The sequence below is a fragment of the Pseudomonas beijingensis genome (assembly GCF_030687295.1).
Taxonomy (GTDB): Bacteria; Pseudomonadota; Gammaproteobacteria; order Pseudomonadales; family Pseudomonadaceae; genus Aquipseudomonas; species Aquipseudomonas beijingensis.
This window is the reverse complement of the sequence record NZ_CP117425.1, coordinates 4,571,700-4,595,002: the sequence shown is the minus strand read 5'-3', so window position 1 is coordinate 4,595,002 and position 23,303 is coordinate 4,571,700. Positions and strand designations below refer to the sequence as shown.

General features: G+C 62.1%; 16 protein-coding genes. 11 read left to right on the top strand and 5 right to left on the bottom strand.

Annotation, left to right across the window (positions count from 1 at the left end; translation table 11 throughout):
* Positions 1–42: 42 nt before the first annotated feature.
* The 3 genes from PSH84_RS20485 to PSH84_RS20475 all read right to left on the bottom strand — a co-directional run bounded on the left by PSH84_RS20485 (position 43) and on the right by PSH84_RS20475 (position 7,684).
* Complete coding sequence (locus tag PSH84_RS20485) at positions 43–4,746, bottom strand: dermonecrotic toxin domain-containing protein (RefSeq protein ID WP_305481698.1); 4,704 nt, start codon at positions 4,744–4,746, stop codon at positions 43–45.
* 230 nt (positions 4,747–4,976) lie between these two features.
* Positions 4,977–5,696 (bottom strand): FadR/GntR family transcriptional regulator, encoded by a 720-nt coding sequence (locus tag PSH84_RS20480; protein ID WP_053119770.1) that lies wholly within the window; start codon positions 5,694–5,696, stop codon positions 4,977–4,979.
* Positions 5,697–5,947: 251 nt separating this feature from the next.
* A complete protein-coding gene (locus PSH84_RS20475) occupies positions 5,948–7,684 on the bottom strand; it encodes an IlvD/Edd family dehydratase (RefSeq protein ID WP_305481697.1) in 1,737 nt (578 codons plus the stop codon).
* A 193-nt stretch (positions 7,685–7,877) separates the two neighbouring features.
* On the opposite strand from PSH84_RS20475, the gene PSH84_RS20470 reads away from it, so the two are divergent.
* The 3 genes from PSH84_RS20470 to PSH84_RS20460 all read left to right on the top strand — a co-directional run bounded on the left by PSH84_RS20470 (position 7,878) and on the right by PSH84_RS20460 (position 11,944).
* On the top strand, positions 7,878–9,200 hold the full coding sequence (locus PSH84_RS20470) for an MFS transporter (protein ID WP_305481696.1): 1,323 nt from the start codon (positions 7,878–7,880) through the stop codon (positions 9,198–9,200).
* Between the two features lie 158 nt (positions 9,201–9,358).
* On the top strand, positions 9,359–10,351 hold the full coding sequence (gene araD1 / locus PSH84_RS20465) for an AraD1 family protein (RefSeq protein WP_305481695.1): 993 nt from the start codon (positions 9,359–9,361) through the stop codon (positions 10,349–10,351).
* 12 nt (positions 10,352–10,363) lie between these two features.
* Positions 10,364–11,944 (top strand): aldehyde dehydrogenase (NADP(+)), encoded by a 1,581-nt coding sequence (locus PSH84_RS20460; RefSeq protein WP_305481694.1) that lies wholly within the window; start codon positions 10,364–10,366, stop codon positions 11,942–11,944.
* Positions 11,945–12,260: 316 nt separating this feature from the next.
* On the opposite strand, the gene PSH84_RS20455 is transcribed toward PSH84_RS20460, so the two are convergent.
* Positions 12,261–13,505, bottom strand: a complete 1,245-nt coding sequence (locus tag PSH84_RS20455) for an acyl-CoA dehydrogenase family protein (protein ID WP_305481693.1) — start codon at positions 13,503–13,505, stop codon at positions 12,261–12,263.
* Positions 13,506–13,881: 376 nt separating this feature from the next.
* On the opposite strand from PSH84_RS20455, the gene msuE reads away from it, so the two are divergent.
* The 8 genes from msuE (at position 13,882) to PSH84_RS20415 (ending at position 21,831) form a co-directional block, all read left to right on the top strand.
* The gene (gene msuE / locus PSH84_RS20450) at positions 13,882–14,445 is read left to right on the top strand and encodes an FMN reductase (protein WP_305467224.1); all 564 of its coding nucleotides are present in this window, start codon (positions 13,882–13,884) and stop codon (positions 14,443–14,445) included.
* A gap of 39 nt (positions 14,446–14,484) precedes the next feature.
* Complete coding sequence (sfnG, locus tag PSH84_RS20445; RefSeq protein WP_122565589.1) at positions 14,485–15,582, top strand: dimethylsulfone monooxygenase SfnG; 1,098 nt, start codon at positions 14,485–14,487, stop codon at positions 15,580–15,582.
* A gap of 14 nt (positions 15,583–15,596) precedes the next feature.
* A complete protein-coding gene (locus PSH84_RS20440; RefSeq protein ID WP_305481692.1) occupies positions 15,597–16,757 on the top strand; it encodes an AMP-binding protein in 1,161 nt (386 codons plus the stop codon).
* Between the two features lie 14 nt (positions 16,758–16,771).
* Entirely contained in the window at positions 16,772–17,554 is a 783-nt protein-coding gene (locus PSH84_RS20435) for an ABC transporter ATP-binding protein (RefSeq protein WP_305481691.1), read from the top strand.
* 67 nt (positions 17,555–17,621) lie between these two features.
* Complete coding sequence (locus PSH84_RS20430; RefSeq protein ID WP_122565586.1) at positions 17,622–18,503, top strand: branched-chain amino acid ABC transporter permease; 882 nt, start codon at positions 17,622–17,624, stop codon at positions 18,501–18,503.
* Positions 18,504–18,514: 11 nt separating this feature from the next.
* Positions 18,515–19,582, top strand: a complete 1,068-nt coding sequence (locus PSH84_RS20425) for a branched-chain amino acid ABC transporter permease (RefSeq protein WP_305481690.1) — start codon at positions 18,515–18,517, stop codon at positions 19,580–19,582.
* A gap of 72 nt (positions 19,583–19,654) precedes the next feature.
* Positions 19,655–20,980 (top strand): ABC transporter substrate-binding protein, encoded by a 1,326-nt coding sequence (locus tag PSH84_RS20420; protein ID WP_122565584.1) that lies wholly within the window; start codon positions 19,655–19,657, stop codon positions 20,978–20,980.
* A 56-nt stretch (positions 20,981–21,036) separates the two neighbouring features.
* Positions 21,037–21,831, top strand: coding sequence for an ABC transporter ATP-binding protein (locus PSH84_RS20415; RefSeq protein ID WP_305481689.1), 795 nt, complete (start codon positions 21,037–21,039; stop codon positions 21,829–21,831).
* A 161-nt stretch (positions 21,832–21,992) separates the two neighbouring features.
* Here PSH84_RS20415 and PSH84_RS20410 read toward each other — a convergent pair whose 3' ends face one another.
* On the bottom strand, positions 21,993–23,099 hold the full coding sequence (locus PSH84_RS20410) for a sigma-54 interaction domain-containing protein (protein WP_305481688.1): 1,107 nt from the start codon (positions 23,097–23,099) through the stop codon (positions 21,993–21,995).
* Positions 23,100–23,303: the final 204 nt, after the last annotated feature.

Sequence of the window (23,303 nt, the reverse complement as noted above, 5' to 3'; positions counted from 1 at the left end):
CGCCCCAGCCCGCAAAGCTGAGCCCTTGATCTTGCGCTGTGATCAGGGCACCAGCGGCAGGAACTTGCTTTGCGCCAAGGATTTGCTGAGCTGTCCTCGATGTACGTTCACCACTGCGTAGGGGCTATCCGCCTTGGCGAGGAGTGAGTGGTAGTGTTCCCGCCGTTGCTCCTTGGTTTTCAGGTGCGCGACGCTGTAGTCGGCTTTGGGTGTGTCAGCCTTTTCGTAGTGAAAGTGCGCATACCAAATGGGAAAACCGTCACGGTCGTTGACGGCGTACTCCTGGAGAAAATCCTTGCGATCGCCTTTCAAGGCCTGACGTTCGCCGAGTCGGGCGATTTGTATCAGTTGTTTTTCGAACAGGAACCGAAGGTTGCTATCGGTGGGCGGCAATTTCAGGCTCAATTCGATGCGCAGGGCACTGCCCTTGCTCCTCAGGCTGGAAACAGCGTCTGACAGTTGTTTGCTCAGTGCCTGGTCCGCGGGCGTAGGCGAGGTTTGCGCTGCGCTGAAGGCTCGGTCGAGTTCTCCGTGGAGCGCGCTGAATCGACTCGCCTCATTGTTCACGATTTCCTCGATTTCCTGAGGGTAGCGGCAATATTTCTTGTAGCTTTCAGCGCGGCGTAAACGTTCGGCCAACTCGTCCAGCAGCTTTCGCGCATCAGTCTTGATGGCTTTGACCGACCTCGTTCGGGGGACGGGGGCGGGTACCGGCACCGGAGGCCGCACGTCAACGACATCCCAGACATCGTCGTGGCGCGAATAGGTGGCGATCACCTGGTCACTGGTTTCGGAACGCAGCTCGACGACTTCAATCGGCAAGGCCGTGCCGGCCGGTTTCAGGTCACCAATCAAAACACCGCTTTTGCGGGTCCTGATCACCTGTTTCTGCGGGCGCCCGGGCGCTGCCTTGGGGCGCCTGGGCGCACGCCTGCGTGGTTTTGGCTCGGGTTTGATTTCAACCGCCAGTTTCCCTGACACGTCTTGGTACAGACTCTCGACCACCTTGATGAACCTGTCGAAATAGGCTTCGTCGATATCGTCGGCATAGAGGGTTTTAATGCCCTGCAAGGCATCCAGGGATTGGCCATAGCGTTCGGTCAGGCTCTCCAGTACCTCCAGTTGTTCCGAAGGGAGTAGCTCGTAGAGCCGCAGCTTGCAATGAGAAATCATGTGTTCTCCCAGCGGCTCGATGATGTGGGACAGGCTCTCGGTCAAGTCGGAATCAAGGTCCTTGATCGCCAGTACGGGAAGCGTAGAGAGCTGCAAGGATTTGGTGCCTGTCGCATCTATCCCGCCTGGTGGGAACTCCGTGGTCAGGCGTTCAAACGCTTGGGCTCCGGCTTCATCCAGGTTCAATAACCTTTCCAGGTAGTCGTCCTTGAGTTCCAGCCAATGAATCCATTGATCGGTGACATCCGTCAGTGTGTCGAGGAACCTTCTGTAGCCCGGCAAGTCATGGGTCATGGCCGCCTCTATGTTGGGTTCCGCGTATTGGGGATGGGTGGCCCTGATGTTCGTATAGTCTCTTTCTGTGATCAGGGAAGCTCTGCGGGCATTTCTGACCACGTTTTCCAGTAGCCCGCGCAAGTATTCGGGCGCAAACGCGATACCCAGGCTGGCGCGTTCGGGCGCGCTGTTCACCAGGTGCACATACATCTCGGTCTGCGCCTGGAGCAGGTCATAGAACACTTTGCGCTTCGGTGCGCGCTGCGCCTCGGTGTAGGGCCCTTCCTCGAGTCTTGCCAGCACTTGGAGGGCAACAGTCATGGCTTTGTGTCGATCGGGCTCTTGCGCGATGAACTGGTCCATCTCCTCGATCAATTCCTTGCATCGTTGGCTATTGAGACGACGTTGTGCAGCCACGCGCTTGGGCGGCGCCCCTCCCAGCAGGCGCAGGCGCAGGTCCAGGACCCATTGGCCCTGGGTATCGACGCGTAACGGCGGACCTTTTTTGGTCGAGTCGAGCGGGTCGACGATGGTGGCGCTGCCGTCCTCTTCCGGGGTGACTCGATACAGCATGCCCTTAACCTCGGCGTGCCATTTGTTGCCGATCACGTACAGGCCCTTGTAGGGCCCATAGGTGATCGGTTCGGGCAGTGAAGCCGGGTGTGGTACTTGCAGGCGCTGCAGGCGGGTGCGTTGTTCCGGCGTCAAGCGATGGTGGGTGCTGGTGAAGCTCAAGTCCAAGGTCCTGGCAGCGGTTTCAGCGTGGGTGCCCGGCAAGGCAATGCTCCCCTCGATGATGCGCGGCGAGGACGGCGCGGGCCATTGCTCGGCAATGGCGCGTGGCGCTGGCGGGCGCATGGCGTGTTTCTTGATCGATTCGGGTACGGGGGCATGAGCAGGGATGTGGCTAGAGGGGAACTGGCTCACCAGCAACGCCAGGTTGACCAGCAAATCGACGGCCGCCAGCTCCCGAGCCACCGGATCTTCACTGATCAGGGCCGGGATGTCGTTTCGGGCGCTGGCCATCAGGTTCCACAGCCAGACGGTGGTCATGGCCGGGCCACGTAGCAAAGGAAACAGCAGCGTGTTGAACAACAGGCCGCCGCCCTCGAGCAACACCGCCCAGCGGCTTTCGCTGTTGGAGACCGAGGCCCGGTCGGCCTGGGTGACCAGGGCCTGGGCGTTGCAGCCGTAGAGGTACTGCATGAGTTGGCCTTTTTGCAGCGATTGCAGCAGATCGTCGTGGCTGTCGTCGTTGGCGAGGGTCGCCGGGGCGGGCTTTTCAGGCTGCTCGAACTCGTCACCCGGGAAAAACCGCACGATGTGTGGCTCCAGGAAACCACCATTGGCATACACCGGGCGTGCGGCATCGGACAGCCAGGTCAGGACGCTGCCCTGCAAGTCCCCGGCAGCGGTGATGGCCTGCAACAGGGCCTCACGGGTCGCAAATTCCTGTAGGGCAGGCGCGTACAGCGGTCGATACAGCAGGTGCGGGCCGGTGGTGATGTCTTGCGCCTCGATGATGAACTGGTTGGCCACCACATCGGGCTGGGCCTGGGGTTTGCGCAGGAACGCCAGGTGCCGCATGACCACCTGACTTCCGTCGACCTGCTGGGCGTCTGCCGCGGGTTGGAGGACGGCTTCGACCAGGCGCAGGCCTTTGCGGGTCATGCCGTTTTCGTTGTCGAGCAGCTGTTTCAATGCCTCCAGCGCCAACTGCGCCGGCATCTGCTGGGCAAACATGTGTTGACGCCACTGTGCCCGAGGCGAACTGCCGAGCAACTTTTCTCGCAGATAACGAGGATAGTTCGCGCCTATGTCGACCTGTTCGATCAACCCGCCTTTGCGGGTAATGAAATCCGGCGTGATCCAGGCCGGCAACGTCAGGCCCAGGCGATGGCTGAGCTTCAGGTTCCCACTTGGCCGGGCGACGAGGTTGTTGATGGCCAGGTCGGTCAGGCTCATGTTGCGCTCTTCGCTGATACCGACGGCCCCGGGATAACCCGCCGAGACAGTGAACGTCAGGCGCACATCGTCGGGCTGGAAGTGGCTGGAGGGCACCTTGTCCGGGCTGCTGTCGTTCGTTTGTGTCATGCGGTTGAGCAAGGCGTTGGCGGTAAAGGCCCTGATGTCACTGGTGTCACTGAGAAAGGTCTGGCCCTGGTTGCGTTTTTTCGCGCTGGCCAGGGTCAGGCTGTAGCGCTGGAACGCGGTCTGATCTGCGATGGAGGCTGTTTGCAGCCATCCGGGCAATAGCGGTTCGAGTTGCGCCGACGTTTCAGGCGTGAGACGTGGGGCGTCGAGGAGGTAGCGGGCCGGGTCGCTCAAGTCGTTGTAGAGCTTCTTCAAGTCTTGTAGACCGATCCGAGACGGCAGTTGTACAGCCTTGAGGTCGGCCAGTTGCTGTTCCAGCAGCATCGCCGCTTGAATCTCGAAGACATTGCCGCTGATCTCGTAGCGCTGGCAGGTGACGGTGTCGACGATGTACTCGCCGGCGATCCGTTCGCCCCAATATTCATTGAAGGTTTCAATGGATGCAAAGGACTGCACGGGACCACCGGGGCTGCACAACAGAAGTTCGGTGGCGCTGCGAGTGGGCCAGGTCAAAAGGATCTCGGTGCCGACCAGCACGGTGCTGGAGGTGCCTTGAGTGATTCTGGTTTCCAGGCTGTAAGCGTACACAGGCGCCTGATTGTGGCGACTGAAACGCAGGTCACGGTCCGGCCAGCGGACGATCTGGTCCAGGGCCGCACGTGCCGGATCGCTGAGGCCCGGTTGTTGCAGCCCGCGGATGTTCAGCGTGTTCCTGAGCACATCGCTGAGCCAGCCCCAGCGGGTGACGTTCGTACCGGTTTGGCCGCTGGTGTCGAGGTCGGTGCTCCAGTAGCGGGTTAGCGCATCTTCGAGTCCGATCGGCAGGCTCCAGGCCAGTTCAAGGAGCAATTTTTTGATGACTTTCATGTCCGGTTTTTCGTTGCCTGACCAGAGGCGGCGGGGAATGCTGTCGGAAAGGTAGTAATCCAGATTGCCCCGTGGGCTGAAATCCATGGGGGTGTCCGAGGCCAGGTAATCGAGGACCTGAGGCATGAACGGTTGGAAGTGCCAACCGCGCCCGACCACGTCCGGCGTTGCCAATTGGGTCTTGGCGAGGTCGAGGGTCAGCCAGGGGTATTTGTCCTTGAGGGCTTGCTCAAGCATGCGTTGGGCGACCTGTTCGAAGGTCGGGCGGCTGGCGAATTGCAGGCGGACCCGTTGTGCCAATGCGGCGGCGGTGTCAGCCGTGGGGAGGGTGGTCATGAGAAGTCCTTTTCATAAATTTCATTGCCGTCGGAATGACGGTGAGAAAAGTATCGACTTCTATGTTCCGGGTGGGTGGTACATACATACCACCCGGTTGCGGGCGGGGTGTGGGTAGGCGCTGCCGAAGGCTGCGATCTTTTGATCTTGATCTTGGTCCTTCGCTTTGGACTCAATGGTCTGCGTAAAGATCGCAGCCTCGTTGCACTCGGCAGCTCCTACAGGGGATGTCAGGCGGGATCGCTGCCCAGCACCACATTCAGCGCGCTGCGGGCATCGTCCAGCTGCACCAGCGTGGCATGGCGGGCGCCGAGGGCGTCGCGGTTCTCGATGGCGGTGAGGATCGCCTTGTGTCGCGGCATCGCCAGCTCATGCAGGTTGGGCCGCTGGTTGGAGTGCTTGAGCGCTTCGGCGATGGCCACCGACAACATGTTGCAGAGGTTGGCGAGCAGGTCGTTGTGGGTGGCGTCGGCGATGCGGCTGTGGAAGTCCAGGTCCGGTTGCAGCACGGCCTCGGGGGTCGGGGCTGCCTCCATGCGTTGGTAGGCTTCACGGATGGCGGCGATGTCGGCTTCGTCGGCGAACTGGGCGGCGAGGGCGGCGGCGGCTGGCTCGATGATGCTGCGCACACTGGTCAGCAGGTTGAAGAATTCATTCTGCGGGCTGCTCTGCATCAGCCAATGCAGCACATCCGGGTCGAGCATGTGCCATTCCCGCCGGGCCTTGACCACCGTGCCCACGCGCGGACGCGAATACACCAGGCCTTTGGCGACCAGCACCCGCGTGGCTTCGCGCAGCACCGGGCGGCTGACCGCATACTCTTCGCACAACAGGGCTTCGGCGGGCAGTTTATCGTCCGGTTTGAAACGCCCGGAGACGATCTGCATGCCCAGTTCCTGGACGATGCGCGCGTGCATGCTTTTGCGGTCGGAGGGTTTGCGGTAATCCATGGGACGCGGCGCGATCCTGTGCGAGGGGAATGTTGCGCATGATAGCAGGCGCGGCGATGGCGGGTCGCTAATGCGATTTTTTGAGGTGGATGCAGACCCCATTGTAGGAGCTTATGTGGGAGCTGAGCTTGCTCGCGATGAGGCCCTTCCAGTCAATATCTCTGTTGTCTGGTGCACCGCAATCGCGAGCAAGCTCAGCTCCCACAAAAGCTTGCATCCCACAGGGGGATGCCACAAGGGGATGGGTGGGGTCAGTGGGAGTGGCGTGGCACCTCGGCGCCGCGGCAGCCGACCAGGAAGTCGAAGTCACAGCCCTGGTCCGCTTGCAGGACGTGGTCGATGTACAGCTGGCGATAGCCCCCCACGAGCAGTTGCTGCGGTGGCACGAGGTCGGCCAGGCGCGCGGCGAGTTCAGCGTCCGGGATGTCCAGATGCAGGCGGCCGCTGGCGCAATCGAGTTCGATCCAGTCGCCTTCCTTCACCGCCGCCAGGGGGCCGCCAGCGGCGGCTTCCGGTGCCACGTGCAGCACCACTGTGCCGTAGGCGGTGCCGCTCATGCGTGCGTCGGAAATCCGCACCATGTCCGTCACGCCCTGGGCCAGCAGCTTGGCCGGCAAGCCCATGTTGCCGACTTCGGCCATGCCTGGATAACCCTTCGGCCCGCAGTTCTTCATCACCAGGATCGAGCTGGCGTCCACGTCCAGTTCCGGGTCATTGATCCGTGCCTTGTACTCGTCGAAGTTCTCGAACACCACCGCGCGACCGCGATGCTGCATCAGTTCGGCGGTGGCGGCGGACGGCTTGAGCACCGCGCCCAGTGGCGCCAGGTTACCGCGCAACACGCAGATACCACCGTCGGCGCGGATCGGATTGTCCAGGGTGCGGATGACTTCGTCCTGGCCGTAGATCGGTGCGTCCTTGGTGTTTTCGCCGAGGCTCTTGCCATTGACGGTCAAGGCGTTCGGATGGGGAATCAGGTTGGCTTCGCCCAGACGCCGCAGCACGGCGGGCAGGCCGCCGGCGTAGTAGAACTCTTCCATCAGGAAGCGCCCGGACGGCTGCAGGTCGACGATGGTCGGCATGCCGCGACCGATGCGGGTCCAGTCGTGCAGGTCCAGTTGCACGCCGATGCGTCCGGCAATGGCCTTGAGGTGGATCACCGCGTTGGTCGAGCCGCCGATGGCCGCGTTGACGCGAATGGCGTTTTCGAAGGCTTCCTTGGTCAGGATCTTCGACAGTTTCAGATCTTCACGGACCATTTCCACGGCGCGCATGCCGGACATATGGGCCAGCACATAACGCCGTGCGTCCACGGCCGGAATCGCCGCGTTGTGGGGCAGGGAGGTACCGAGGGCTTCGGCCATGCAGGCCATGGTCGAGGCCGTGCCCATGGTATTGCAGGTGCCCGCCGAGCGGGACATGCCGCCCTCGGCCGCGAGGAAATCATCGATGGTGATCGTGCCGGCCTTGACCTGTTCGCTCAATTGCCAGACCACGGTGCCCGAGCCAATGTCCTGGCCCTTATGCTTGCCGTTGAGCATCGGCCCGCCGGTGACGACGATGGCCGGGACGTCGCAACTGGCGGCGCCCATCACCAACGCCGGGGTGGTCTTGTCGCAACCGGTGAGCAGCACGACGCCGTCAATCGGGTTGCCGCGAATCGCCTCTTCCACGTCCATGCTCGCCAGGTTGCGGGTCAGCATAGCGGTGGGACGCAGGTTCGATTCGCCGTTGGAGAACACCGGGAATTCCACGGGGAAGCCCCCGGCTTCGATCACGCCGCGCTTGACGTGCTCGGCGATCTGCCGGAAGTGCGCGTTGCACGGCGTCAGCTCCGACCAGGTGTTGCAGATGCCGATGATCGGCTTGCCGTGGAACTGATGGTCGGCGATGCCCTGATTTTTCATCCAGCTGCGGTACATGAAGCCGTTTTTGTCGGCGGTGCCAAACCATTGGGCCGAGCGCAGGGAGGGTTTCTTATCAGACATGATCGATTCTCTTATTGTATGACTATATTGTTCTAGCTGAAGCGTAACATAAGCGCAATTTGTGCGGTTTGGAAGTGTTGTTGGGTAAATAGTATTACTATATAGTCCGATTCAACGGAGGGGTTGTCCTGGCGGTCATTCGCGAGAGAAATCCCCCGAGGTTCCATAACAACAACAATCGGAGACCGGTCCCATGAGCCAGGAATTGCGGCTTATTCGTCGCATCACGCTGAAACTGATTCCCTTCCTGATCCTGCTGTACCTGATCGCCTACGTGGACCGCTCTGCAGTGGGCTTCGCCAAGCTGCACATGGGCGCCGACCTCGGCATCGGCGACGCCGCCTACGGTCTGGGTGCCGGGCTGTTTTTCATTGGTTATTTCCTGCTGGAGATCCCCAGCAACCTGATGTTGGAGCGCTTCGGTGCCCGGCGCTGGTTTGCCCGGATCATGATCACCTGGGGCGCCATCACCATCGGCATGGCCTTCGTGCAGGGACCTCACAGTTTCTATGTGATGCGCTTTTTGCTGGGGGCGGCCGAAGCCGGGTTCTTCCCGGGCGTGCTGTACTACATCACCCAGTGGTTCCCGGTGCGCCATCGCGGCAAGATCCTCGGTCTTTTCATACTTTCCCAACCCATCGCGATGATGATCACCGGCCCCGTGTCCGGCGGCTTGCTGGGCATGGACGGGATCCTTGGCCTGCACGGCTGGCAGTGGCTGTTCATCGTCATCGGCCTGCCGGCGGTGCTGTTGACCTGGCCGGTGCTACGTTACCTGCCGGATGGCCCGCAACAGGTGAAATGGATGGACCAGGCCGAGAAGGACTGGCTGACCGGTGAGCTGAAAAAAGACCTGCAGGAATACGGCCAGACCCGTCACGGCAATCCGCTGCATGCCCTCAAGGACAAGCGTGTCTTGCTGCTGGCGCTGTTCTACCTGCCGGTGACCTTGAGTATCTATGGCCTGGGCCTGTGGTTGCCGACGCTGATCAAGCAGTTCGGCGGCACCGACCTGGTGACCGGTTTCGTGTCGTCGGTGCCGTACATCTTCGGCATCGTCGGCCTGCTGATCATTCCCCGCAGTTCCGACCGTTTGAACGACCGCTACGGTCACCTGGCCGTGTTGTACGTGCTGGGCGCCATCGGCCTGTTCCTCAGCGCCTGGTTGTCGGTGCCGGTGCTGCAACTGGCGGCGCTGTGCCTGGTGGCGTTCGCGCTGTTTTCCTGCACGGCGGTGTTCTGGACCTTGCCGGGACGTTTCTTTGCCGGCGCCAGTGCGGCGGCGGGCATTGCGCTGATCAACTCGGTGGGCAACCTGGGCGGCTACATTGGTCCGTTCGTGATCGGTGCGCTGAAGGAGTACACCGGTAACCTGGCCTCGGGGCTGTACTTCCTGTCGGGCGTGATGGTCTTTGGCCTAGTGCTGACCGGCGTGGTTTACCGGTTGCTGGAGCGCAAGCATGTGCTGCCGGCGGATCAGTTCGCGGCCAGCGCCCGGGGGGCTACGCGTACATAAATGTGGGGGGCGACCCCGATCAAACTGTGGGAGCGAGCTTGCTCGCGATTGCGGTCTTACATTCACCCATGATGTCGACTGTCAGACTGTAATCGCGAGCAAGCTCGCTCCCACAGGGATCAGTGTGTCATTCAAGTGATGTTTGCAGGGAGAAGAATATGCGTTTAGTTCAGTTCGAATTGAGTAACGGCGAACGCCGCGTCGGTGTGGTCGAGGGCGATCAGGTGCGCGAAGTGCAGGGCGCCGGCACCGTGCGCGAGCTGGCGCTGGCGGCCATCGAAGCGGGCGTGAAGCTTGAACAGCAGGTCGGCAGCCTGGGCCTGGGTGCGAGTCATGACTATGCGCAGTTGCTCGATGAGCTGCGCATCCTGCCGCCGCTGGACCACCCGGACCCGGCGCACCTATTGGTCAGCGGCACTGGCCTGACCCACCTGGGCAGCGCCTCGGCTCGGGACAAGATGCACCAGCAGGCCGGCGACGAAGCGACCATGACCGACACCATGCGCATCTTCAAGTGGGGCGTGGAGGGCGGGAAACCCCAGGCCGGGCAGGCCGGCGTGCAACCGGAATGGTTCTACAAGGGCGACGGCAGCATTGTGGTCCGCCCGGGCCATCCGTTCCCGCTGCCACCCTTTGCCGAAGACGCCGGCGAAGAGCCGGAAATCAGCGGCCTGTATGTCATCGGCCACGACGGCAAGCCCTATCGCCTGGGCTTTGCCGTGGGCAACGAGTTTTCCGACCACGTGATGGAACGCAAGAATTACCTGTACCTGGCCCATTCGAAATTGCGCAGTTGCAGTTTTGGTCCGGAACTTCGCGTGGGTGAACTGCCTCAACATCTGTCCGGGACCAGTCGTATTCTGCGCAACGGCGAAGTGCTGTGGCAGAACGAGTTCCTCAGTGGCGAGGCGAACATGTGCCACAGCCTCGAAAACCTGGAATTCCACCACTTCAAGTACAGTCAGTTCCTGCGCCCGGGGGACGTCCACGTTCACTTCTTCGGCACCGCGACCTTGTCGTTCGCCGATGGCATCCGCACGCAGCCGGGGGATGTGTTCGAAATCAGCCAGGCTGAATTCGGTGTACCGCTGGTCAACGGCATTGCCCCGGTGGACGCAGTGTTCAACCCAGGTACTATCGGCACACTTTAAAGGAGACTTGCGATGACCCAGATCCTTGGCCACAACTACATCGGCGGGGCGCGCAGCGCGGCCGGCCAGACTCGCCTGCAAAGCGTCGACGCCAGCACCGGCGAGGCCTTGCCCCATGAATTCATCCAGGCCACGGCCGAAGAAGTCGACGCCGCCGCCAAGGCCGCCGCAGCGGCTTATCCAGCCTATCGCAGCCTGAGCGCGGTGCGCCGGGCCGAATTCCTCGAGGCCATTGCCGATGAATTGGATGCCTTGGGCGATGATTTCGTGGCCGTGGTCTGCCGTGAAACCGCGTTGCCAGCGGCACGGATCCAGGGCGAGCGCGGTCGCACCAGCGGCCAGATGCGCCTGTTCGCCAAGGTCCTGCGTCGCGGTGATTTCTACGGCGCGCGCATCGACCGGGCATTGCCTGAGCGCACGCCGTTGCCGCGTCCAGACCTGCGTCAGTACCGCATCGGCCTGGGGCCAGTGGCGGTGTTCGGCGCCAGTAACTTTCCTCTGGCGTTTTCCACGGCCGGTGGCGACACCGCGTCGGCCCTGGCCGCCGGTTGCCCAGTGGTGTTCAAGGCCCACAGCGGCCATATGGCGACCGCCGAGCACGTGGCCGATGCAATCATCCGCGCGGCTGAAAAAACCGCGATGCCGGTCGGTGTGTTCAACATGATCTACGGTGGTGGCGTCGGCGAATGGCTGGTCAAGCATCCTGCGATCCAGGCCGTGGGTTTCACCGGTTCCCTCAAGGGCGGGCGTGCCCTGTGCGACATGGCGGCCGCACGGCCGCAGCCGATCCCGGTGTTCGCCGAAATGTCGAGCATCAACCCGGTGATCGTATTGCCGCAGGCGCTGGAGACCCGCGCCGAGAGCATCGCTCGCGACCTGACCGCTTCGGTGGTGCAGGGCTGCGGTCAGTTCTGTACCAACCCGGGCCTGGTGATCGGTATTCGCTCGCCGCAGTTCACTGCTTTCACCCAGCAAGTTGCTGCGCTGATCGGCGACCAGGCGCCCCAGACCATGCTCAACGCCGGCACGCTGCAAAGCTACGGCAAGGGTCTGCAGAAACTGCTGGCGCACTCGGGCATCGAACGCCTGGCCGGGCGCGAGCAGCAGGGCAGCCAGGCCCAGCCGCAGTTGTTCAAGGCCGACGCCAGTCTGTTGATCAACGGTGATGAGGCGCTGCAAGAAGAAGTGTTCGGCCCGACCACGGTGTTTGTCGAAGTCGCCGACCAGACGCAACTGACCGCCGCGCTGAACGGCCTGCACGGCCAACTGACGGCCACGATGATCGGCGAGCCGGCGGACTTCGAACGCTTCAGCGAACTGACGCCGCTGCTGGAACAGAAAGTTGGCCGCATCCTGCTCAACGGTTATCCGACCGGGGTGGAGGTGTGTGATTCGATGGTGCACGGCGGGCCTTACCCGGCGACATCCGATGCCCGTGGTACGTCGGTGGGCACATTGGCGATCGATCGTTTCCTGCGCCCGGTGTGCTTCCAGAACTACCCCGACAGCCTGTTGCCCGAGCCGCTGAAGAATGCCAACCCGCTGGGGATCCTGCGGTTGGTGGATGGGGTGCCGGGGCGCGAGGCGCTCTGAGGGTTGCGGGGAGGCCGTTGCATTAAAGTTGAATGTGTCGGCCTCATCGCGAGCAAGCTCGCTCCCACATTTTGATCTTCAGTGGACACAAAATTCGTGTTCAACACAGAACCGCTGTGGGGGCGAGCCTGCTCGCGAAGAGGCGGGCCCATCCAACATTTTCCTCGACTGGGACGCCGTCTTCGCGAGCAGGCACACCGAGCCTAAGCAAGGTGCCGAGTGGTGGGGCAAAAGCGATTTGCTTACTTTTTCCTGGGCCGGCATTCCGGCTTTTCAGAAGTGAGCCGCTGTAAAAGCGGAACCGCCAGTAGCCGTCTCACAGCTGCTTCGACCCCCCGCCAATCTGCCAGACATAAGGCGGTTCCGTCCCGTTGATTTCCCAATCACCAATAATGCGCTCCTTGTAGATCAACGGATTGTGCGAGGCCGCGGTGCGGGCATTGCGCCAGTGGCGGTCGAGAGCCTTGCTGGTGCTGGTGGCTGAAGCACCGAGGGCATTGAACAGGTCGCTGGTGGCACGTAATACCAAGTCGGAGATGACCACCTGGGCCTGGGCCGACTCCAGCTCGGCGGCGATGTTGGCGGTGTGTTCGGTCTCGGCGTTCTGGCTGAAGCGGCTTTCATAGGCGCGTTGGGAGGCGCTCGCGGCTCGCAGGGCGGTGGCTTCGGCGGCGTAGACCTGGGCCGATGCCCTGCCGACCACTTGTTGCACCTGCACGTCCTGGCTCACTTCGCTGGCATTGCCGGTGCTGAAGACCCGCGTGCGTTTGCGCACTTGCTCGGTGATGTCGTGGACCGCAGCGCGGCCGGCGCCGGTCAACACGGCCAGCAACACCAATTGATAAAACGCGGTCTGGTATTTGAAGCGGGTGGAGAAGTCGATGAGGTTTTCCACCTCGACCAACGCATTCTCGAACAGCGACGTCCCACTGCCAGTGGTGCGTTGGCCGAAGCCGTCCCAGTCATCGTTTTGCTTGACGCCCGGCTGGTGCACGCGGACGGCGGCAATCACGTCGGCGCCGTTGTCGTCGCGCTGGGCATACACGTCGATCCAGTCGGCGAAAATACTGCCGGTGCTGTAGTACTTGGTGCCATTGACGACCCATTGATCCCCCAGGCGGGAAACCCGAGTAATGACCTCGCCGATTTTCACCGTGCCGACTTCCGTCCAGGCGTTGCCCACCAGCTCACCCTCGACAAAGCGCTTGAACCAGGTGTCCTGTGGGCTGCTGGCGTGGGCGTTGAGGCGGTCTTCGACAAATGCAAAGTGCCCGCGCAAGGCCTGGGGCAGGTTGGAATCGGCTTCGGCCAGTTCGATCAGCAATTGCAACAGCTGCGGCAACGAGGCCCCGGCGCCGCCATATTCGACCGGTACGCGGATGGCGCCAAAGCCGGCTTCCTTCAGCCATTTCACCTGTTCAAAGGGCAGGCTGCGCGTCTGCTCACGCGCCAGGGCGCCGGCCTGGATGCGCGCAAAGATCGGCCGGAAGCGTTCGGCCAAGGGTTCATAGTCGGCGCCCGTGGAAAGGATCGGCGGCAGGTGTTGTTGCTGTGCGGTCATGTTGATGTTCCTTCTGGATGGCGAGTAGGCGGGCAGGGTGAAAACCTGCCGGTGCCCAAGGCCATTGCACAGTCCATGCCCGGGGCCCGACGCCCGTAAATGCGGGGTCTTTAGGGCATTCATCGATGAAAGGCTGTGCTGGCTGCGGACAATCTGTTGCGCAACTGTGTGCCGGGCAACAGTTGCCGCGACGGGCATCGGCAGGCCAGGTGTTCGCCAGGCAACAGCGGACCAACAGCTTGCCCGTCAGGCGACAGTGCAGTGGTTCGATGATTCATGTAATCCATTGATTATTAAGGTGATATTCAACTGGCACGGTTGCTGCTCTACACCTCATGCAGACGCTGAGGTGGCGTCTCCAGGCATGGGGTAAACGATGAGCAAGCAATTCAAAGTGGTGGCGGTGTCAGGCAGCGTGCAGTACCCGTCACGCACCCTGGCACTGCTCCAGGCGTTGGTGGACCGGCTCGGGCAGCAATTGCCGATCGAGGTGCGCTTGATCGAACTGGCCAAGGTCGGTCCACAGTTCGCCGGGGTGTTGCGTCGCGAGGCGTTGCCGGCTGCCGTGCAGGAGGATCTGCATGCCATTGAATCGGCCGATCTGCTGATCGCCGCCAGTCCGGTGTACCGAGCGTCGTACACCGGCCTGTTCAAGCACCTGTTCGATTTCGTTCATCACGAAGCCCTCAAGAATGTACCGGTGCTGTTGGCCGCGACAGGGGGCTCGGATCGCCATGCCTTGATCATCGATCACCAGTTGCGGCCCCTGTTCGGTTTCTTCCAGGCCTTGAGCCTGCCGGTGGGGGTCTATGCCAGCGAAACCGATTTCAGCCAGTACCGAATCTCCAATGCGCAGGTGCTGGAGCGCATCGAGCGCGCCGTCGAGTCGGCGTTGTTGAGCCTGGACCCGAATGCCCAGCGCAACGCCAATGCCGCCTGATCCATTTTTCCTTTCAAAACGAGCCGTGGAGTACATGCAATGAGCCAGGACACGATCAAATTTGCCTACTGGGTGCCCAACGTCAGTGGCGGGCTGGTGGTCAGCAAAATCGAACAACGCACCGACTGGGGCATCGACTACAACCGCAAGCTGGCCCAGATCGCTGAGGCGGCCGGCTTCGACTACGCCCTGTCCCAAGTGCGTTTTACCGCCGGTTACGGCGCCGAATACCAGCATGAGTCCGTGGCGTTCAGTCATGCCTTGTTGGCCGCCACCACGCGCCTGAAAGTCATCGCCGCGGTGTTGCCGGGGCCGTGGACGCCGTCGGTGTTGGCCAAGCAGATCGCGACCATCGATCACCTGACCGGCGGCCGTGTGGCGGTCAACATCGTGTCGGGCTGGTTCAAGGGCGAATTCACGGCCATTGGCGAGCCGTGGCTGGAGCACGATGAGCGCTATCGCCGTTCCGAAGAATTCATCACTGCGCTCAAGGGCATCTGGACCACCGACAACTTCACCTTGCGCGGTGACTTCTACCGCTTCCACGACTACACCCTCAAGCCAAAACCACTGCAACAGCACCCGGAAATCTTCCAGGGTGGCAGCTCACGTGCGGCTCGGGACATGGCTGCTCGGGTATCGGACTGGTACTTCACCAATGGCAATACCGTGGAGGGCGTCAAGGCGCAGATCGATGACCTCCAGGCGAAAGCCGCGGCCAACCACCACAAGGTCAAGGTTGGCGTGAACGCCTTTGTCATTGCCCGCGACACCGAAGAAGAGGCCCGTGCGGTCCTCGCCCAGATCATCGACCAGGCCGATCCCGAGGCCGTCAATGCCTTTGGCGATGCGGCGAAGCAGGCCGGCAAGTCCAGCCCGGAAGGCGAGGGCAACTGGGCCAAGTCCAGCTTCGAGGACCTGGTGCAATACAACGATGGCTTCAAGACCAACCTGATCGGCACACCGCAGCAGATCGCCGAACGCATCGTCGCCCTCAAGGCCGTGGGTGTGGATTTGATACTCGCCGGTTTCCTGCACTTCCAGGAAGAAGTCGAGTATTTCGGCCGCAAGGTCCTGCCGCTGGTGCGTGAGCTGGAGCAACGCAAAGTGGCGGCCAAAACGGCGGCGGTCGCTTAAGCGCGGGAGGCAGCATGGGCACGTTCACCGAAACACTCGACGCGGTCCCGGCCAGCTTGCCCCAGTGGTTGCAGCGCCAGGCGCATCGGCACGGCATGGACGTCGCGCTGCGCCATAAGCACCTGGGTGTCTGGCAGGAGCGAACCTGGGCGCATGTGGCGGACGAGGTGCGTCGTTTGGCGAGTGCCCTGCAAACCCGTGGTTTTGCGGCGGGCGCGACCCTGACGATCATCAGCCGACCCAGGCCGCAGGCGCTGCTTGCCGCATTGGCTGCGCAGTGGCTGGGGGGCGTGGCGAGCCTGTTCGACCCGCTGGACGCAGCGGCCGAACAGGTGCAACGGCTCGCCACGCTGCAACCGGGTTTCGTCCTGGTCGAAGGCGTGGAAGAAATGCGGCGTCTGCATGCGGCGCGGGTGACCGTGGGAGTGTGGGTCTACCTCGACAAGCGTGGCCTGTCGGATTCAGCGCCATTTGCGCAAGCGCTGGATTACGCCACGCTGGTTGCCGAGCGGCCAATCGATGGCCTGGCGCCGCAAGGGCGAGTGCTGCAAACGGCCTTTGTCTTTTATCGCGGGGCCGGTCAGGCGATTGAGGAGCAACGCGTCAGCCACGCCGAGCTGTTGCAGGAGGGCCAGCGGTTGGTGACGCGTGAAGGCCTGGACCGGCACGAAGAGGCATTGGCCGCACGGGCGTTCGCTTCGGGCGGGCAAGCTCGCTACCTGCTGGCGCCTTGGTTGATGGCCGGTTTTCGGCTGAACTTCCCTGAGAACCTGGCGACCCGTGATCGCGACCGGCGCGAGCTGGGCCCGACATTGGTGGCCGGGACGCGGGAAACCTACGAGCGCTTGTACCGTTATGCGTTGGAGCGTTTGCCGGAGTCGGGCAGTTGGCCGCGCCGGCTGGTGGACTGGGCGTTGGCAACGCAACCGGTGCCGCTGCAACGGCACCTGGGGGACTGGCTGGTTCGCCGGCCTTTGCGCGACGTGCTGGGCTTTTCCCGGACTCGTGCGCCGTTGCTGGTGGGCGATGCTTTGCCGCCCGAAACCCAGGCCTTTTTCCAGGTATTGGGTATCAGGGTTCGCCAGTGGGAGGACGCGGCCCACTGGGAAGCACCGTCGAACCTGGTGCAGCACACCACCGATGACTGGAGCGGACTCCAGTCGCAACTGGCCTGAGAGGAGACGCCCCCATGACCGAGACGGCCGTCACGCATTTGCTGGAGCTGGAGCATATTTCGCTGTCATTCAAAGGCGTCAAAGCGGTCACGGACATCAGCTTTCGCGTCGCCACCGGTGAGATCTGCGCCTTGATCGGCCCCAACGGCGCCGGCAAGAGTTCGCTGCTCAATGTCATCAGTGGCGTGTACCAGGCCCAGGATGGGCACATCCGTTTTGATCGACAGGAGCGGCGCCGGATGCGCCCCCACGACGTGGCGGTCCGTGGCATTGCCCGGACATTCCAGAACATCGCGCTGTTCAAGGGCATGAGCGTGCTCGACAACGTGCTTACCGGACGCAACCTCAAGCGCCGCAGAACCTGGATCGAGCAGGCGCTGCGCATCGGTCGCGCCCGGGCCGAGGATGACAGCCAGCGCGAAGCGGCCGAACGGGTCATTGCGTTCCTGCATTTGCAGCCTTGGCGCGACGTCCTGGTGGGCACGCTGCCCTATGGTTTGCAGAAACGGGTGGAGCTGGCCCGCGCGCTGGCGGCGGAGCCCCGGCTGTTGCTGCTGGACGAGCCCATGGCCGGGATGAACGCCGACGAGAAGCAGCAGATGAGTCGCTTCATCGTCGACATCAACCGTGAGCTGGGCACGACGGTGGTGTTGATCGAGCACGATATCGGCGTGGTCATGGACATCAGCGACCACGTGGTGGTGCTCGATTACGGTCGCAAGATCGGCGACGGCTCGCCTGAAGACGTACGGCAGAACCCTGAGGTCATTTCGGCCTACCTGGGCACTCGCCACTGACACCGGATATTCGACGCCTTCCCGTCAGGGAGGGCAGGCAAGTTGCGCCCGCCGAATAGGAGCGACGATGGAATTTTTCTTTGAAGTATTGATTGGCGGATTGTTGGCGGGGGTGATGTACGCCTTGGTGGCCATCGGTTTCGTGCTGATCTACAAGGCCTCCGGGGTGTTCAATTTCGCCCAGGGCGCGATGGTGCTGTTCTCGGCGCTGACCTTCGTCAGCCTGCTGGAGCGCGGTGTGCCGTTCTGGCTGGCGTTCGTCATCAGCCTGGCGGCCATGGTGCTGATCGCCGTGGCGGTGGAGCGGGTGGTGCTGCGGCCCTTGGTCAACCGTTCGCCAATCACGCTGTTCATGGCCACCCTCGGGCTGTCCTACGTCATTGAAGGCTTCGCCCAGGCACTGTGGGGCGCCCAGGTGCATGGCCTGGAACTGGGTATCAGTGATGAACCGCTGGAACTGGGCGGGATGTTGTTGTCGCAGTTCGACATTTTTGCCGCATTGACTGCGGCGTTCCTGGTGCTGCTGTTGTCCTGGTTGTTCAACAAGACCCGGCTCGGATTGTCGTTGCGGGCGGTGGCCGATGACCCACTGGCGGCGCTGGCCGTGGGCATTCGTTTGCAGCGGGTCTGGGTGGTGGTGTGGGCGGTGGCGGGGTTTGTCGGGTTGGTCGCCGGCCTGCTCTGGGGCGCTCGCCTCGGGGTGCAGTTCTCGCTCTCGCTGGTGGTGCTCAAGGCCTTGCCGGTGTTGATCATCGGCGGCTTCACCTCCATCAGCGGGGCGATTGTCGGCGGCCTGATTATCGGTGCTTCGGAGAAGCTGGCGGAGGTTTACCTCGGGCCCTTCATCGGTAGTGGCATCGAGAACTGGTTTCCCTACGTGCTGGCGCTGCTGTTTCTGCTGGTGCGTCCGGCGGGGTTGTTTGGCGAACGGGCCATCGAACGGGTTTAGGGGAGCGCATCATGTTTTATCGAGAAGCAGGCCAGTTCAACACCCGTTATGCCCAGGACCGCCGGGTCTTCGCCCTGCGCCAAGACCGTCACGGACTGGCCGCGTTGCTGCTGTTTGCCTTCGTCGGGGTGCCCTGGTTGGGTAACGACTACTGGTTCAGTGCGATTCTGATTCCGTTTTTGGTGCTGTCCCTGGCCGGGTTGGGGCTCAATTTGCTCACCGGTTATGCCGGGCAGCTGTCCCTCGGTTCAGCGGCGTTTATGGCGGTGGGAGCCTTCGCCACCTACAACCTTGAAATACGGGTCACCGGCTTGCCGTTGTTGTTCAGCATCGCCCTGGGCGGGTTGGCGGCGGCGCTGGTGGCGGTGCTGTTCGGCCTGCCGAGCCTGCGCATCAAAGGTTTCTATCTGCTGGTCTCGACCCTCGCGGCACAGTTCTTCGTGACCTGGGCGCTGACCCGGTTCAGTTGGTTTTCCAACAACAGCGCCTCGGGCGTGATCAGCGCGCCGCGCCTGGATGTGTTCGGGGTGAATCTCGACGCGCCGGCTGGCCGCTATCTGCTGACCCTGAGCGTGGTAGTGGTGATGTTCTGGCTGGGCAAGAACCTGGTGCGCAGCGAGTTGGGGCGCAATTGGATGGCGGTGCGCGACATGGACACGGCCGCCGCGGTCATCGGCATTGCGTTGGCGAAAACCAAACTGCTGGCGTTCGCCATCAGCGGCTTTTTCCTCGGAGTGGCCGGCGCGCTCTGGGCCTTCGCTTACCTGGGGACGGTGGAACCCCATGGTTTCGACCTGAATCGGTCGTTCCAGATCCTGTTCATCATCATTATCGGCGGCCTCGGCAGCCTGCTGGGCAACTTCCTCGGCGCGGCTTTCATCGTGCTGTTTCCGGTGTTGCTTTCGAACCTGGTGTCGCTGCTGCCCGGCGGGCTGGTGGACGCCGGCCAGGTGGAGAACCTGCAGAAGATGATATTCGGCGCCCTGATCATCCTGTTCCTGATCAAGGAGCCAGAGGGCCTTGCGCGCCTCTGGCAGAGATTTCGCCAGCGCGCACGGCTGTGGCCGTTGCGCTACTGAGCGATGCGCACAGCGCGGGTTTGCAGTTCCATTTTGTTGGCTTATCCATGGCTTCATAACAAGGAAAATCCGATGTTCAAACGATCATTCGCCAGCAGCCTGGCACTGGCCCTGAGCCTCACCGCCGCGGCCTTCACCGTTCAGGCGGACAACGAACAATACTTCCCGCTGCAAAGCTATCGCGTCGGCCCTTATGCGGCCGGCGGCACTGGTTTCTTCGGCGGCTTCATCGACTACCTCAAGTACGTCAACGCCAACGGCGGGGTGAACGGCGTCAAGCTGACCTGGAGCGAGTGCGAAACCGAATACGTGGTCGAGAAAGGTGTCGAGTGCTACGAACGCCTGAAGAAAGGCTTGAACGGCGCGCCGGCGGCGGCCACCAACCCGCTGTCGGTGGGCATTGCCTACGCCACCCTGGAGCGCTCGACGGCCGACAAACTGCCGCTGATCACCATCAACCATGGGCGTACGGATTCCACCGATGGCAGCGTATTCCCCTACGTTTTCCCGTTGCAGTTGAACCCGTATTCCGAGGTCTCGGCGATCATCAACTACATCGGTCAGCGCGCCGGCGGGTTGGACAAGCTCAAGGGCTTGAAGATCGTCACCCTGTATCACGGCTCGCCCTACGGCAAGGAAACCAACGAGGTCCTGCAAACCCTGGCCGACAAGTATGGCTTTGCGCTGACCTTGCTGGAGGTGCCGCACCCGGGCAACGAGCAACAATCGCAATGGCTGAATATCCGTCGGGAAAAACCCGATTGGGTGATCCTGCGCGGTTGGGGCGTGATGAACCCGGTGGCGCTGAAAACCGCGCAGAAAGTCGGTTTCCCGGCCGACCACATCATCGGCAATATCTGGAGCAACTCCGAAGATGATGCCGCGCCGGCCGGTGCCGCGGCCAAGGGTTTCATCGCAATCACCACGCACCCTTCGGGCACTGACTTTCCGGTGCTGCAGGGCATCAAGCAGCAAGTGGTCGACGCCGGTAAGGGCGACCTGGCCGATCCCAAGCGGTTCGGCACCGTGTATTACAACCTCGGCGTGGTCAACGGCATCCTCAACGTAGAAGCGCTGCGCATTGCTCAGCAGAAATTCGGCAAGCAACCCCTGACCGGCGAGCAGGTGCGCTGGGGCTTCGAAAACCTCAAGCTCGACGACGCGCGACTCAAGGAACTCGGGGCGTTGGGCCTGGTGCAGCCGTTGCAGTTGTCGTGCTCGGACCATGAAGGCGGCGGCGCGGTGCGCTTCCAGCAATGGGACGGGACCCAGTGGAAGCTGATCAGTGACTGGGTGCAGGCCGACCGCGCCCTGTTGCGGCCGATCATCGAAGCGTCTTCGCACCAATACGCCCGGGAAAAAGGCATTACCCCGCGTGATTGCAGCAAGGAATCCTGAGGCATCGCGGCGACCGGGCGCACGCGTCCGGTCGCTATCTGAAAAGGCGAAACAGTATGGCGACGAACGTGCCGATCCTGCAGATCGACGACATTGAAGTCCTCTACGAACAGACCATCCTGGCCGTGCGCAGCGTGTCGCTGAAGGTGGCGAAAGGGCAGGTCGTGGTGCTGCTGGGCGCCAACGGCGCGGGCAAAAGCACCACACTGAAGGCGGCTTCCAACCTGGTGCGCGCCGAACGGGGCGACGTGGTGCGGGGGCGGATTGTCTACCAGGGGCGCGAGGTGACCCACAGCGCGCCTCACACCTTGGCGGCGAACGGCCTGGTGCAAGTGCTGGAAGGTCGGCATTGCTTTGCCCAGTTGACCGTGGAGGAAAATCTTCTGGCCGGCGCCTTGACGCGACAAGTGCCGCGGCGCCAGTTGCTGGCCGACCTGGAGTTGGTCTATGGCCATTTCCCGCGCCTGAAATTGCGGCGCAAAAGCCTGGCCGGCTACACCTCGGGCGGTGAGCAACAGATGATCGCGATAGGCCGCGCGCTGATGGCCAGGCCGCAACTGGTGTTGCTGGACGAACCGTCGATGGGCCTGGCGCCGCAGATTGTCGAGGAAATCTTCGAGATCATCCGCCAACTCAATCAGAACGATGGCGTCAGTTTCCTGATCGCCGAACAGAACATCAACATCGCCCTGCGCTACGCCCATTATGGCTATGTGTTGGAAAGCGGTCGTGTGGTCAGTGAAGGCAGCGCCGAACAACTGGCGGCCCGTGGTGATCTCCAGGATTTCTACTTGGGTGCGCGGACGCGGGACCAGCAAGCGGCTGGGATGGAAGCACAGCGCTCCCCATAAAAGAGCCCTCGCCGAATCGCTTTTGTGGCGAGGGAGCTTGCTCCCGCTGGGCTGCGCAGCAGCCCCAAAGCCAGTCACCACGTTGTATCAGGTGGATGTCATCAGCTTGATTGGGGGCGCTTCGCACCCCAGCGGGAGCAAGCTACCTCGCCACGGGGGACTCAGGTCGACAGGTTGACCACCTGGCCATCCCGCGTGTCCAGTGCCGGGCGGCGTCGATTGACCACCAGCTCGCCAATCCTGATCAGCAATGTGCGGGTGACGTTGCGACTCAGGCCCAGCAGGCTGGCGGTATGGACCTGATTGCAATTGGCGTATCGGTAGGCGGTGCGCAGCAACTCGGCCTCGACCTTTTCATACACATCGCCATGCTCCTGCTCGAGCAGTTTCTCAAAGGCTTTGTGCAAAAGAGTGCTTCTGCGCTTTGAGGGGCCGCCTCCGGTGGGGTTGTCCTGGCGTTCGATACGGAGGTTCGACAGGTGCAGGTCCTGCGCGCCAATCACTTTGTTGCGGCAAATCAGCAGCGTGTGATGAATGACGTTTTCCAGCTCGCGGATATTCCCCGGCCAGGAGTAATCGAGCAACTTGCGTTGCGCCTGGGCGTCCAGCGTCACCTCGCCGTGACCGAGCCTGTGGCTGTACTGCGCAATGAAGTGGTGTATCAACGGCAGGATGTCGCCGGGACGTTCGCGCAGCGGCTTGAGCGCCAGGCTGACCACGTTCAGGCGGTAATAGAGGTCTTCGCGAAAGTGCCCGGCATTGATGGCTTTTTCCAGCTGTACGTTGGTGGCCGCCAACACACGCACGTCGATCTTGATGCTCTTGCGCGACCCCAGCCGGACCACTTCGCGTTCCTGCAACACCCGGAGCAACTTGACCTGGATCGGCAACGGCAAATCACCGATTTCATCGAGAAACAGGGTGCCGCCGTCCGCTTCCTCGAACCAACCGGCCTTGGCCGTCAACGCGCCGGTAAAGGCGCCTTTTTCATGGCCGAACAGCTCGGCTTCCACCAGAGTCTCGGAAAACGCTCCGCAGTTGACCGCAACGAATGGCTTGTGGCGACGGGCGCTGAGGTTGTGGACATGGCGCGCCACCAGCTCCTTGCCGGTGCCGGTCTGGCCGATGATCAACACGCTGGCCTCACTGGGCGCCACTTGTTGCAGATGAGCCAGCAAGGCGCGGGAAGTGGGGTCTTCGAAGACCTGGGCAGTGGCACGAATCGAGGTGGCCAGGCTGGGGAAGGGAGGTAGTGTTAGAAGCTGCATGACGGTGGCCCGTTAATGAGATTGCCGTGACTGAAGGTGGGGAGTGCCAACGCTCCTTGATGGCAGCACCGCGGGAAGCCATTGGGCTTAAGACTTAATCTAAATGATCTAAAAAAATGATAATAAATAACTTTAAGTTATTTGCTTAGGACTGAGCCTGCACATCGAATCGGTAACGAGGGGATTCACTGTTGGGTTCTGTAG